Origin of the sequence: Candidatus Thiothrix sulfatifontis, assembly GCA_022828425.1 — a bacterium.
Taxonomy (GTDB): Bacteria; Pseudomonadota; Gammaproteobacteria; order Thiotrichales; family Thiotrichaceae; genus Thiothrix; species Thiothrix sulfatifontis.
This window is the reverse complement of record CP094685.1, coordinates 411069-423682: the sequence shown is the minus strand read 5'-3', so window position 1 is coordinate 423682 and position 12614 is coordinate 411069. Positions and strand designations below refer to the sequence as shown.

13 protein-coding genes are annotated in these 12614 nt (G+C 50.4%); 11 read left to right on the top strand and 2 right to left on the bottom strand.

All coding sequences use genetic code 11. The annotated features are described in order from the left end of the window. Nucleotides 1-64: 64 nt before the first annotated feature. The 7 genes from L3K52_02160 to L3K52_02130 all read left to right on the top strand — a co-directional run bounded on the left by L3K52_02160 (nucleotide 65) and on the right by L3K52_02130 (nucleotide 7150). Nucleotides 65-526, top strand: a complete 462-nt coding sequence (locus L3K52_02160; GenBank protein ID UOG92552.1) for a mobile mystery protein A — start codon at nucleotides 65-67, stop codon at nucleotides 524-526. A 231-nt stretch (nucleotides 527-757) separates the two neighbouring features. Further along, the gene (locus tag L3K52_02155) at nucleotides 758-1126 is read left to right on the top strand and encodes a hypothetical protein (GenBank protein UOG92551.1); all 369 of its coding nucleotides are present in this window, start codon (nucleotides 758-760) and stop codon (nucleotides 1124-1126) included. After that, nucleotides 1123-1383, top strand: a complete 261-nt coding sequence (locus L3K52_02150; GenBank protein ID UOG92550.1) for a hypothetical protein — start codon at nucleotides 1123-1125, stop codon at nucleotides 1381-1383. Before L3K52_02155 ends, L3K52_02150 begins: the two co-directional genes overlap by 4 nt. A gap of 701 nt (nucleotides 1384-2084) precedes the next feature. Further along, the gene (locus tag L3K52_02145) at nucleotides 2085-2723 is read left to right on the top strand and encodes a site-specific DNA-methyltransferase (protein ID UOG92549.1); all 639 of its coding nucleotides are present in this window, start codon (nucleotides 2085-2087) and stop codon (nucleotides 2721-2723) included. 11 nt (nucleotides 2724-2734) lie between these two features. Beyond that, nucleotides 2735-3676, top strand: a complete 942-nt coding sequence (locus tag L3K52_02140; GenBank protein UOG92548.1) for an AAA family ATPase — start codon at nucleotides 2735-2737, stop codon at nucleotides 3674-3676. Beyond that, a complete protein-coding gene (locus L3K52_02135) occupies nucleotides 3676-4116 on the top strand; it encodes a PIN domain-containing protein (GenBank protein ID UOG92547.1) in 441 nt (146 codons plus the stop codon). The genes L3K52_02140 and L3K52_02135 overlap by 1 nt, the downstream gene beginning before the upstream one ends. Next, nucleotides 4106-7150, top strand: a complete 3045-nt coding sequence (locus L3K52_02130) for a DEAD/DEAH box helicase family protein (GenBank protein ID UOG92546.1) — start codon at nucleotides 4106-4108, stop codon at nucleotides 7148-7150. The genes L3K52_02135 and L3K52_02130 overlap by 11 nt, the downstream gene beginning before the upstream one ends. Here L3K52_02130 and L3K52_02125 read toward each other — a convergent pair. Beyond that, nucleotides 7120-8274 carry an AAA family ATPase gene (locus tag L3K52_02125; GenBank protein ID UOG92545.1) on the bottom strand — a complete coding sequence of 385 codons (1155 nt, stop codon included), beginning with the start codon at nucleotides 8272-8274 and terminating at the stop codon, nucleotides 7120-7122. The two genes, L3K52_02130 and L3K52_02125, sit on opposite strands and share 31 nt — an antisense overlap. Before the next feature lie 73 nt (nucleotides 8275-8347). After that, the gene (gene ispH / locus L3K52_02120; GenBank protein ID UOG92544.1) at nucleotides 8348-9286 is read right to left on the bottom strand and encodes a 4-hydroxy-3-methylbut-2-enyl diphosphate reductase; all 939 of its coding nucleotides are present in this window, start codon (nucleotides 9284-9286) and stop codon (nucleotides 8348-8350) included. Nucleotides 9287-9420: 134 nt separating this feature from the next. Here ispH and L3K52_02115 point away from each other — a divergent pair, with 134 nt between their 5' ends. The 4 genes from L3K52_02115 (at nucleotide 9421) to L3K52_02100 (ending at nucleotide 12613) form a co-directional block, all read left to right on the top strand. Beyond that, nucleotides 9421-9747, top strand: coding sequence for a type II toxin-antitoxin system prevent-host-death family antitoxin (locus tag L3K52_02115; GenBank protein UOG92543.1), 327 nt, complete (start codon nucleotides 9421-9423; stop codon nucleotides 9745-9747). Further along, the gene (locus L3K52_02110; protein ID UOG92542.1) at nucleotides 9744-10235 is read left to right on the top strand and encodes a DUF3368 domain-containing protein; all 492 of its coding nucleotides are present in this window, start codon (nucleotides 9744-9746) and stop codon (nucleotides 10233-10235) included. Before L3K52_02115 ends, L3K52_02110 begins: the two co-directional genes overlap by 4 nt. Nucleotides 10236-10346: 111 nt before the next feature. Beyond that, nucleotides 10347-11342, top strand: coding sequence for an aspartate carbamoyltransferase catalytic subunit (locus tag L3K52_02105; protein ID UOG92541.1), 996 nt, complete (start codon nucleotides 10347-10349; stop codon nucleotides 11340-11342). Next, entirely contained in the window at nucleotides 11339-12613 is a 1275-nt protein-coding gene (locus L3K52_02100; protein UOG92540.1) for a dihydroorotase, read from the top strand. Before L3K52_02105 ends, L3K52_02100 begins: the two co-directional genes overlap by 4 nt. The last annotated feature ends 1 nt before the right edge of the window (nucleotide 12614 follow it).

The following is a 12614-nucleotide window of genomic DNA, read 5'->3' as shown; positions in this document are numbered from 1 at the left end:
TAGTTATCGCTATTGAATCGTGGCATTATCAAAACCTGTTACTTTCTTTTTAGGCAGTCGCCTTATGAAACAGGTTTTTCGTGATCTCAAATTGCAGCAAACCAGCCAAGCGCTAGAGTGTTGGCGACAAGCAGCACTTCCCTCGCGCCCCAGCAATGGCTGGATTCATGCTATCCGTGAAGCACTGGGCATGACTTCGGTGGCTTTGGCAAAACGCTTGGGTATGACCGATGCGGGTTTACGCCATCTCGAAAAAGCGGAAAGGGATGAAGCAATTACGCTGGCTACCTTGCGCAAAGTGGCGACAGCATTGGATTGTAATCTGACATACGCGCTCATTCCGCGTAAACCGCTCGAAGATATGCTGAATGAACGCGCCGAACAGGTTGCGCGTGAACGTGTATTGCCCGTCGCGCATTCAATGACCTTGGAAGATCAGGGCGTTTATCACGCAGTGACGGACAAACAAATTCAGCAGCTCGCCAAGGCATTGCGCGAAGGTTCACGTCGGGAGTTATGGCGGTGAATTTTGAATACCCACTCGGTGCAACACCGCTTGACCCTGACGAAGCGCAAGGTTTATTGCCGACACATATCACCACCCAAGGCGAGTTAAACGTTTGAAGTACGAAGTGCTTATTTGGAAGCATTACGGGCGGCGGATAGGCACAATATGATGCTCTTGCTGGTATTTGCACGCACCTGATACCGCAACTTGTTACACTCTTGCATGATTACTCCCAAGGATTAACCCCGCATGGAAAAACTGAAACTACACAGCACTGATCTTACGCAAGCCAATATCGACAAGCTGGCGGCGTTGTTTCCCCACTGTGTCACCGAAACTCGTGCTGCTGATGGTTCAGTGCAAACCGCTATCGACTTTGACCAATTGCGCCAAGAGCTTTCTGGTTCGATAGTGGAGGGGGCGGCAGAGCGGTATCAGTTGAATTGGCCGGGTAAGCGGGAGGCGTTGTTGACGGCTAACGCACCGATTGCGAAAACCTTGCGCCCGTGCCGTGCGGAAAGTGTTGAGTTTGATACCACGCAAAACTTGTTCATTGAGGGGATAACCTTGATGCGCTCAAGCTGTTGCAGGAAACGTATCTGGGCAAGGTCAAGATGATTTACATCGACCCGCCTTACAACACGGGCAACGATTTCATCTACGCAGACGATTTTTCAGAAAGCACCGCGAACTACTTGCAACGCTCCAACCAAAAAGATGAAGCGGGGCAGCGCATGGTGGCTAACACTGAATCCAACGGACGCTTCCACTCCGATTGGCTCTCCATGATGTACCCGCGCCTCAAACTCGCCCGCAATTTGCTGCGCGACGACGGCGTAATCTTCATCTCCATCGACGACCACGAACGTTCATAACCTCAGCAAACGCCTATGCGACGAAATTTTCGGACGAACAAATTTCATCGCTAACATTGTTCCTGGCATGACTGAAGGTGGTGGCGAGTGATAATAATCTACTTGTTAATGATCACGAATATGTACTTTGTTACGCTAAAAACGTAGAAGACAGTTGATTTTGCGGAAAATCATGAATTCAACTGAACAAATTCAGATATTTATAATAGAAAATAAAGGTTGCGATATAAAAGGCGAGCTTATGAGAAAGAGCGGCTCAATAAAGCCAGTTTAGATTCTAGGCGACCAAATCATACGATATTATATTGAATGTTCAGATCGTGAGGCTGAATACCACCTGCGTTGAAGTGTTTCCTATAAGAAACGGAAGGAGCAGAAGGTTATTAGCAACTTGGGAAAGATAGGCGTCTGGATAGTGATTTATAGCGGAGATGTTGATTATCAGCCGCGAAGATGGAACATATATTGCTTATAAAAAAATCAATACACACAGAATGAAGCAGCGTCAAAAACATCTTACTGGAATATCATGATTATGAAAGTATATGGAGCAAATACGGTGCTGATGGCTTCAATATAGAATTATGAAGACTGACAAATTTGCATGAGCTGAAGAATAGTTCCTTTGATTTTCCAAAGCCGAATCAACCTTTTAGACAAGCTTAATTAATATTAGCGAAGCCGAAGAAGATGAGAGCATTGTGTTGGACTTTTTTTCGGGGAGTGGGACGACGGCTCATGCGGTGATGGCGTTGAATGCGGAAGATGGCGGGCAGCGTAAGTTTATTATGGTGCAATTGCCCGAAGTGACCGACGCAAAAAGTGAGGCATTTAAGGCTGGTTATAAAACGATTGCGGAAATTGGCAAGGAGCGCATTCGGCGTGCGGGTAGCAAGATTAAGGCAGAAAATGCGCTGACTGCGCCGAATCTGGACGTGGGTTTCCGCGTGCTGAAAATCGACAGCTCTAATATGAAGGACGTGTATTACACCCCCGATGCCATCCAACAAATCGACCTGCTGGAGCAAATCAGCAATATCCGCCCCGACCGCACCCCCGAAGATTTGCTGTTCCAAGTCCTCTTGAATTGGGGCGTAGACTTAACCCTACCCATTACCCAAGAAACCATCGCAGGCAAAACCGTGTTTTTCGTCGATGACAACGCCCTAGCCGCCTGCTTCGACACCGGCATTAACGAAGATTTTGTCAAAGCCCTGACCCAACGCCAACCGCTACGGGTCGTGTTCCAAGACGCAGGCTTTGACAGCGACAGCGTAAAAATCAATGTCGGCGAAATCTTCAAACTGCTCTCACCGCATACTGACGTGAAGACGATTTAAGGAGTGTTGATATGCCAGAATTAACCCACTTACGCCTCAATGACGTGCAAGGTGTCGGCACAATAGAACTTAACCTTGAACCTAACCAGCAGGCTTACGTCTTTATCGGCGCAAACGGCGTGGGAAAAACCAAACTCTTGGAAGCTTTGGTGCACTTCAAAGATCAATGGGCATTGCTACAATCGCCACCGCATGAACCCGCCTTCAATGATGATGGCGGCGCAACGTTCTACCCCATTGTGTTCATCGAAACTCGCGACCGTGGGCATTTCATTGACGGTACGGGCAGTAACAGCGGCTTCCTGCGCGACTGGATTTGTTCAAGTGTTAACTTATCAAGCAACTTTCGTAAAAACAAAAAAGCCCACGAACACGACTTAAAAGACTTGCTGACGTGCCTGAATAAAATGGATGCTAGTTATGACGCTGATTTTTTAGAATTGGATGATGAAGATAAAATTTTCTTAAGAGTGAATGGTCAGGAAAAAGAGCTTGCCGAATTGAGTACAGGTTTTGTCTCTGTGATAAAAATCCTTGCACACATCATCTCTGACTATGGGCAATTCAATAGAGACAATAGCAGCACACTAAACCGCACAGGTTTTGTGTTGATTGATGAAATTGAAGGCCACCTGCACCTTGAGTGGCAAGTAAAAATCATCCCAACACTCAAACAATTATTCCCTAACACTAAGTTTTTCATTGCTACCCATTCACCACTGGTATTAAGCCAACTAGAAGATGGCGAAGCCTACGAACTGCGCCGTGATGCCGATGATGTGGTTCGGACGCACAAAATCAATCACCCCAGCAGCACCGCAATGATTGACCTGCTAAAACAAGCTTTCCATATCGACTTAAACCGTTTGGCATTGGAACGCCCCGTGAGTAACGCGCAAAAACAAGCCAAGAAAAAATTGTTAACCTACCTTCGTGAAAGGAAAGTTTCCTGATGCGCAATATTTTACTGGATGCCAACTTACTCATTGGCGTATTCGATACACACGCTCCCCAAGCGGAGACGCTATTTGCCGATTTATTAGAGCAAGATGCCAATTTAGCCATTACACCCTTGATTCGTTACGAAGTGTTATGTGGCATAAAATGGGGCAAGCAAGACGATTACCGCTTTGTGCATGAACAATTAGCCGCACTGGGCTTGTTTCAAATCACCTCGGAAGTAGCTGCGCTGGCTGAAAATCTTTTCCGTTTTTCGCAATATAAAAACATCCAAGTACCCGACAAGAAAAAATATAAATTTGATATTTTTCACTTTGCTGCCGCCAAACATTATGCGTTAGAAATTGAAACCTTTGATGGTGATTTTGACCAATTAGAACGTCTGTACGCGGATTATCAGCAAGCAATGGCAGTGAACAACGATGAAACTTAAATTCAAGCATCAAGCGCACCAAGCCCTTGCAGTGAATGCTGTGGTTGATTGCTTCAAAGGGCAACCGCACGTCAGTGTCGCGTCAAGCCGCTACAAAATCGATTTGGGCAAGCAAGACACCAACACGCAACAAACCATGATGCGCGATGACGGTTTCAAAAACGCCGATATTCAGCCCCATGTAAACCTGTTGCACAATATCCAAGCCGTGCAACGCCGCCAAAACTTACCCCAATCCAGCGCATTGAGCCACGACAAAAAAACCGGATGCGCCATCAATCTCGATATTGAAATGGAAACGGGTACAGGCAAAACCTATTGTTACATCAAGACTTTGTTTGAACTCCACCAGCGCTACGGCTGGAGCAAGTTCATTATCGTTGTGCCGAGCATTGCCATCCGTGAAGGTGTTGCCAAATCGCTTGCGATTACCGCCGCTCACTTTCAGGAAAGCTACCGCAAACAAGCCCGCTTTTTCATCTACAACTCCAAGCAATTGCACCAACTGGAGAACTTTTCATCCGACGCGGGCATTAACGTGATGATTATCAACGTGCAAGCCTTCAACGCCACGGGCAAGGATGCTCGTCGCATTAACGAAGCGATTGACGACTTCCAAAGCCGCCGTCCGATAGATGTGATTGCCGCCAACCGCCCCATCCTGATGTTGGATGAGCCGCAAAAAATGGAAGGCACGAAAACGTTGGAATCCTTCAAAGGTTTCAATCCCTTGATGATCTTGCGCTATTCCGCCACCCACAAAACCGAACACAATAAAATCCACCGCCTTGATGCGTTGGACGCTTACACCCAAAAGCTGGTGAAGAAAATCAGCGTGCGCGGCATTACCCTCAAAGGCATGGGCGGTACGCACCCGTATTTGTATCTGGGCAGCATTGACACCTCCACCAGCAAGCCGCCCGTGGTCAAGGTCGAGTTAGAAATCAAACAAAAATCCGGTATCAAGCGCGTACTACGCACCCTCAACCACGGTGATAATTTGCATGACCTTTCCGACGGTTTAGACCAATACCAAGGGTTTGTGGTAGCCGACATTAACGCCAATACCAATACCTTGAGCTTTACCAACGGTGTGGAGCTGCAAGTGGGCGATGCCACGGGCGATGTCAACGAAATCGCGTTACGTCGTATTCAAATCCGCGAAGCGATTAAAGCGCATTTCGAGAAAGAACAAGCCCTGTTTGCGCAAGGCGTTAAAGTGCTGACGCTGTTTTTTATCGACAGCGTGGGCAAATACCGCAGCTACGACAGCAGCGGGGCGGCAACCGTGGGCGAATACGCGCAATTGTTTGAGGAAGAATACCAGCAACACCTCAACGAAGTGCTGACCGTCTACGACACGCCGTATAACACTTACCTTAAAGGCATTGCCGTCAAGCGTACCCACGAAGGCTACTTTTCCATCGACAAAAAGAGCAAACGCTTGATTGACCCTGAAACGGGTAAGAAATCCACCGAAACCGATGACGCGGATGCCTACGACCTGATTTTGCGCAACAAAGAACGCCTGCTGCAATTTGCCGAACCTGTGCGCTTCATCTTCTCGCATTCGGCGTTGCGCGAAGGCTGGGATAACCCCAACGTGTTCGTGATTTGCACCCTCAAACACAGCGACAATAGCGTTTCCCGCCGCCAAGAAGTCGGGCGCGGAATGCGTTTATGCGTCAACCAACACGGTGAACGCATGGATGATCCTGCCACTGTGCATGACATTAATGTGCTAACAGTTGTCACCAGCGAAAGTTACACCGCGTTTGTCACGGCGTTGCAACGCGACATTAGTGAATCACTGTCTGCCCGTCCGCGCATTGCCGACGAGAAATATTTCACCGGAAAAATACTGAAAACTGCCACAGGTGAGGTGGAAATCACGCCAGCATTCGCCAAACAGCTTTACAAATACTTGCTGAAAAACGACTACACCGACGCGGATGATAAAATCGCCGAGGGTTATCACACCGCCAAGCAAACAGGTACGCTTGCCCCGTTGCCGCCGGAATTAGCCGCTTACACCGAACAAGTTTTCCAACTGATTGATAGTGTGTTTAGTGATGCGCAATTGCCAGCCATTGATAATGGGCGTAACCACAAAACCAACCCGCTCAACGCGAACTTTGATCGTCAGGAATTCCAAGCCTTGTGGGAACGCATTAATCACAAAGCTGCGTATGCCGTTGATTTTAAAACGCCAGAACTGGTAAACAAATGTGTTAAAGCCTTGAACAAAGAGCTGCACGTCACCCCGTTGTTGTACACGGTGGCGACAGGTTCACAAGCCGTCGATGTCACTTACGAACAACTGCAAAGCGGGGACGGCTTTACGCTGGAAAGCACGGCGACGGAAAAGCTGCGCACTTCGGTGTATTCCGCCGTTAAATACGACTTAATGGGCAAACTGGCGGAAGCCACTCAACTGACTCGCAGTACGCTTGCCACTATTCTGCAAGGTATCCGCGCCGATGTGTTTAGCCAATACAAAACCAACCCCGAAGATTTTATTGCCAGTGTCTCACGCCTGATTAACGAGCAAAAAGCCACGGTGATTGTGGAACACCTGACTTACGACACGATTGCTGAAACTCACAGCATCGACATTTTCACCAAAGATAAACGCCAAATCGACATGACCAAAGCGGGTAAAACGCTTAATAAGCACATTTACGATTACGTGTTTACTGATTCTGATACGGAACGCGCCTTTGTGAAGGAATTGGATACTGATCCCGCCGTCGTGGTGTATGCCAAGTTACCCAAAGGCTTTTTCATCCCCACTCCCGTTGGCAATTACAACCCTGACTGGGCAATCGCTTTTCAGGAAGGCGCAGTGAAACACGTTTATTTTGTGGCTGAAACCAAAGGGTCAATGTCATCTATGCAATTACGCGAGATAGAAAAGGCGCGTATTGACTGCGCCCGCAAGTTTTTTGCCAAACTCAACCAAGATCTGCCGCTGCCGCCGGTTAGGTATGAAGTGGTAGATAGCTACGCAACGCTGCTGACGTGGGTGAAGTAATCCGCATCCCCATCGGCAAAATACCGAAACGGATTGGTGACACGAATGCCATCCTTGTCATACGGCTTATCCAACGTGGCGACAATTTGCGTCGCCCGCTTGGGCTTCAAGCGTTCGTTGAAATAACGCAGCGAGGGCGAAATGCTATCATCGCTATACTTTACTTCAATCAACTCTTCCAACACCCCATCCTGCAAAATGGCAAAGTCCACCTCATGCCCCTCTTTATCGCGTATGTAGCGGAGTTCGCAGCGATAACCTTCATAATCTTCCCGATAATGCAGCCGCTTGAGCAGGGTAGTCGCGATTAGGTTTTCAAAACGTGCCCCTTGCTCATCCACCACATCCGCATTGTCGAAGAAATACACTTTTGGTGGCTTCAAAATGGCACGCGCCACATCACGGGCATAAGGCATCACCCGAAAAACGACATACATGCGTTCCAGCGCTTCCAGCCATGATTGGGCGGTTTGTGGGGCAACCTGAATGTCTTGCGCTAAATTCGAGATCACCACCATACCGCCGACCCGTGTGCGTAACAAATCCAGCAGCAGACGTAATGCCTGAATATTGCGGATACTTTCAAGGTCGCGGATGTCTTCCTGCAATACTTTGTCGAAACGCTCTTTACGCCACCGCCGACTTTCACGCAAATCATTGGCAAGAAACGGTTCGGGGAAACCACCCAGTGTCATCAAGCGTTGAAACGCATCCTGTGGTGTCACCCCAGCGGGAATTTCATCCAAGGTAAACGGGTGCAAACGCCAGTAATGGTAACGCCCTAACAGGGAGTCACCACCCTGCCGATACACATCCAATCGCGCCGAACCCGTGACCAGAATGTGATGCCGTTGACCTGCCACGTCATACAAGCCTTTGACCCAGCTTTTCCATTGCGGGTATTTATGCAATTCGTCGAAAATAAGCAGATGGTCATCATGGCTCCATTTTTTTTGTAAGATGGCTTGCCGATCATCGTCATAATCCCAGTTTAAATAACGCCCTGAATCACTGTCAGCGAGTATTTCACGCGCCAAAGTGGTTTTACCCACTTGCCGAGGGCCACCGATGAAGACCATCTTCTTTTGCAGGTCTTGTTGTATGGGAAGTTTGATGTAACGCATTTGACTATAGTAGAGCCTACTTTAAAATGGTCAAGTCTATTTTTAAGTACGCTCTAAAATAGTCAGGTTATGCTTAATCCCGCCGCAACGCTTTCGGCAACACAAACGACACGTTTTCAGTGATGCCCGAATCCTGCACGCGCACCTTCGCCCCATGCGCTTGCAGGTGGGCAATCACGCCTTCCACCAACACTTCGGGGGCAGATGCGCCAGCGGTTACGCCGACGTTGTGCTTGCCTTCCAACCATTCGGCACGAATATCTTCCGCGCCATCAATCAAGTAAGCCGGTGTGCCGCGCTTTTCGGCAATTTCGCGCAAGCGGTTGGAGTTAGAACTGTTGGGCGAGCCGACCACCAGAATCATATCGCTTTCATCCGCAAGCTTTTTCAGCGCATCCTGCCGGTTTTGGGTGGCGTAGCAAATGTCGTCTTTTTTCGGGCCAATTATCGCCGGAAACTTGCTGCGTAAGGCATCAATCACGATGGAGGCATCGTCCACGGATAGCGTGGTTTGGGTGACGAATGCCAGCTTTTCGGGGTTATTCACCACCAGTTCCGCCACTTCTTGCGGGGAATCGACGCGGTAAACTGCGCCACCGAATGCGGTGTCGTATTGCCCCATTGTGCCTTCGACTTCGGGGTGATTTTTGTGACCGATGAGGATGGTTTCGCGTCCTTCGCGGCTGTAACGCATGACTTCGATATGCACTTTCGTGACCAACGGGCAGGTGGCATCGAACACTTTCAAACCACGGCGTTTGGCTTCTTGCTGTACCGCGAGGGAAACCCCGTGGGCGCTGAAAATGACGGTGGCATCGTCCGGCACTTCGTCGAGTTCTTGCACGAAAATCGCGCCTTTATCGCGCAAATTATTCACCACGAAGCGGTTATGCACGACTTCGTGACGCACGTAGATGGGTGCGCCGAGGATTTCCAAGGCACGGTCAACGATTTCGATAGCGCGGTCAACACCGGCACAAAAGCCGCGTGGGTTGGCGAGAATGGCTTGCATGAGCGTTCCGTCTGTCAGTGATGGTTGAATGGAGAATACTGTAACGAAATGCGGGTTGCAGTGCTATTTTCTCTCATCAATTAAAAACATTATTGTGCTATCATTTGTTAGCACAACTTCAGAAGGACAATACCATGCAAACCTTCACCATCCGTGATTTACGCGAACACACCGGCGAACTCAGCCGTAGTGCCGAACAAGGGCAATTGGCGTTAGTGACGCGTCACGGGCAACCATTATTTGTCAGCGTTCCCTTTAGCGACACCCTGTTAGCGTTTGGCGTACACGTCGCGCTTGCTACCCACCTGTTCCAATCCAACAGCATGAGCTTGGGTAAATCAGCCAAATTGGCGCGGATGTCCATCGCAGAATTTACGGAACACGTCAGCCGCTTGGGAATACCCGTGGTTAATTACGATCCGGCGGAATTGGATCAAGAACTCACCTACTTGAACGCATGAAACGTATTATCGTCGCCGATACCAGCCCGTTGATTGCGCTGGCAAAACTGCAACAACTCACGTTGTTGGGCAGCGCATTTGCCAGTGTGCATATCCCGCTTACCGTATTAAGTGAAGCCACCCGTGACCTGCAACGCCCTGATGCCCGCCTGATTCGGGACTTTGCGACCGAACATTTGATTGTGCATGACGATGCCGACAATGATTTTTGCGCCCAATTGCGCCAAACATTGGATGAAGGCGAAGTGCAAGCCCTGTATCTAGCGCGTCAACTGCATTGCGGTGTCCTCATGGATGAACAGATGGGGCGGCATGTCGCCCAAAGCTACCAAATCCCCGTGGTAGGCGTGCTGGGCGTGTTACTCAACGCCAAACAATCGGGTGCAATTCCCGTACTTGCCCCCCTCATCCGTGCCTTGCAAGCACACGAATACCGTTTATCAAATGTCTTGGTACAAAAAGTGTTGCTCGCAGCAGGTGAAGGTTGAGCCGTTCATGACCATCGCATGAAAAATTATCGAGAGTGACGGTTCGCTTTACCATCGCAACCTTGTAAGATACCCGCACCTTTAGTGTTCAAAATAAAAGCGAGTGCATCCATGCTCCACGCTCACCTTTCCCCAGGGCCGCTACCGTCACGTATGCAATTGACCAAAGACGGCAAGCTGAAACACTTTCTGACTATCGAAGGTTTGCCGCCGCTATTGTTGGAAGAGATCCTTGATCGCGCCGAACAATTCGTCACCTTGCCGAATAAACAGCAGAAAAAAGCCCCCCTGCTGCGCGGCAAAACGGTCATGAACCTGTTTTTCGAGAACTCCACCCGTACCCGCGTCACGTTTGAAATCGCCGCGCAACGCCTCGGCGCGGATGTCACCAACCTCGATATTCGTACCTCGTCGGCATCCAAAGGTGAAACCTTGTTGGATACGGTGCGCAATCTGGAAGCAATGAACGCCGATATGTTTGTGGTGCGCCATGAGCACGCGGGGGCGGCGCATTTCATTGCCCGCTATTGTGCCCCGCACATCAGTGTACTGAACGCGGGCGATGGGCGGCATTCGCACCCCACCCAAGCGATGTTGGATATGTTCACGATTCGCCAAAAGAAGGGCAGTTTCCAGCCTTTGAAAGTGGTGATTGTCGGGGACGTGTTGCATTCGCGGGTAGCACGTTCGCAAATCCACGCGCTGACCACGCTGGCAACCGGCGAAGTGCGCGTGGTTGCCCCCAAAACCCTCGTACCTGCGGGCATTGAGCGCATGGGTGTGAACGTGTTTCACCACATGGAAGAGGGCATTGAGGATGCGGATGTGGTGATTATGCTGCGTCTGCAACGCGAACGGATGCAGACCGCGTTGCTGCCATCCGAACGCGAATTCTTCAAACTCTACGGGCTGACCGAAGAACGCCTGCAACTCGCCAAACCCGACGCGATTGTGATGCACCCCGGCCCGATTAATCGCGGCGTGGAAATTGATTCGCGGGTGGCGGATGGCTTGCAATCGGTCATTTTGGAGCAAGTCACCAACGGCATTGCGGTGCGCATGGCGGTAATGTCGATGATCATGGGGCCACAAGGAGGCGCGGCATGAGCTTATTGATACGCAATGCACGGGTGATCGATCCTGCCAGTGGGCTGGATGGGCTGCGCACGCTGTTGATTGACGGCGAAAGGATTGCGGCGATTGCCGAAACGTCCGCCGCGTTTGTTGCGGATGAGGAAATCAATGCCAAAGGGCTGTGGGTCTTTCCCGGTGCGATTGATTTGTCGGCGTGGCTACGTGAGCCGGGTTTGGATCAGAAAGCGACTCTGGCAAGCGAAACTTACGCCGCCGCCACCAGTGGCATTACCACCCTGTGTTACCAGCCGGAACCGCGTGCCAGCTTTGACAATGCCGCGCAGGTGAAGCTGATTTATGATTTGAATCAGCGTTCGCAATACGCCAATGTCGAAGTGCTGGGCAATTTAACCCAAGGGTTGCGCGGCGAACAACTGAGCAATATGGCGAGCCTGAAACGCGCCGGTTGCGTGGGGGTAAGCAATGGTCTGCAACCCTTCCATAGCTTGCAAACCTTGCGCCGGGCAATGGAGTATGCCGCCACCCACGACCTTACGGTGTTCATCTACCCCTTGGAACACGCGCTGGCGGCAGGTGGTTATATGCACGAAGGTGAGGTGTCGGCACGCTTAGGGTTGCCCGCGATTCCTTCGGCAGCGGAAACCGTGGCGGTGGCGCAAACCTTAGCGTTCGCCAGCCATACCGGGGCGAAGGTGCATTTTTGCCGCTTATCGGCGCGTTTGAGCGTGCGCTTGATTCGCCAAGCCAAGGCAAGCGACCTTGATATTACCGCCGATGTCGCCGCGCATCAGTTGTTCTTGACCGATCGCGATGTCAGCGATTTTAACCCGCTCTGCCATGTGATGCCGCCGTTGCGCTCTACCCGCGATTTGGATGCGTTGCGCGAAGGGCTGGCGGATGGCACGATTGATGCGATTTGTTCTGACCATCAGCCGCACGAAGTCGATGCCAAACTTGCGCCGTTCCAGCAAACCGAACCGGGGATTTCCGCGTTGGAAACCTTATTACCATTAACCTTGCGACTGGTGGAGGATGGCGTATTGAGCCTATCAGAAGCCTTGCGCAAAGTGACGATTGCGCCCGCCAGCATTATTGGTAGCGAAGCGGGGGAAATCAGCGTGGGCGCTCCGGCGGATTTGGTGCTGTTTGACCCGGCAGCATTGTGGGAGTTGGATTTGAACCACATGCATAGCAGCGGGCAGAATTCGCCGTTTGGGGGCTGGAATTTTAACGGTGCGGTAAAACGTACTTTATTGGCAGGGAAGACGGTGTTTAGTGCTTAAT

Excerpts from the sequence above, each read along its gene's own strand:
- L3K52_02160 (UOG92552.1), top strand. The coding sequence starts at position 65 with ATGAAACAGGTTTTTCGTGATCTCAAATTGCAGCAAACCAGCCAAGCG.
- L3K52_02155 (UOG92551.1), top strand. The coding sequence starts at position 758 with ATGGAAAAACTGAAACTACACAGCACTGATCTTACGCAAGCCAATATC.
- L3K52_02150 (UOG92550.1), top strand. The coding sequence starts at position 1,123 with ATGATTTACATCGACCCGCCTTACAACACGGGCAACGATTTCATCTAC.
- L3K52_02140 (UOG92548.1), top strand. The coding sequence starts at position 2,735 with ATGCCAGAATTAACCCACTTACGCCTCAATGACGTGCAAGGTGTCGGC.
- L3K52_02135 (UOG92547.1), top strand. The coding sequence starts at position 3,676 with ATGCGCAATATTTTACTGGATGCCAACTTACTCATTGGCGTATTCGAT.
- L3K52_02130 (UOG92546.1), top strand. The coding sequence starts at position 4,106 with ATGAAACTTAAATTCAAGCATCAAGCGCACCAAGCCCTTGCAGTGAAT.
- L3K52_02125 (UOG92545.1), bottom strand. The coding sequence starts at position 8,274 with ATGCGTTACATCAAACTTCCCATACAACAAGACCTGCAAAAGAAGATG.
- ispH (UOG92544.1), bottom strand. The coding sequence starts at position 9,286 with ATGCAAGCCATTCTCGCCAACCCACGCGGCTTTTGTGCCGGTGTTGAC.
- L3K52_02115 (UOG92543.1), top strand. The coding sequence starts at position 9,421 with ATGCAAACCTTCACCATCCGTGATTTACGCGAACACACCGGCGAACTC.
- L3K52_02110 (UOG92542.1), top strand. The coding sequence starts at position 9,744 with ATGAAACGTATTATCGTCGCCGATACCAGCCCGTTGATTGCGCTGGCA.
- L3K52_02105 (UOG92541.1), top strand. The coding sequence starts at position 10,347 with ATGCTCCACGCTCACCTTTCCCCAGGGCCGCTACCGTCACGTATGCAA.
- L3K52_02100 (UOG92540.1), top strand. The coding sequence starts at position 11,339 with ATGAGCTTATTGATACGCAATGCACGGGTGATCGATCCTGCCAGTGGG.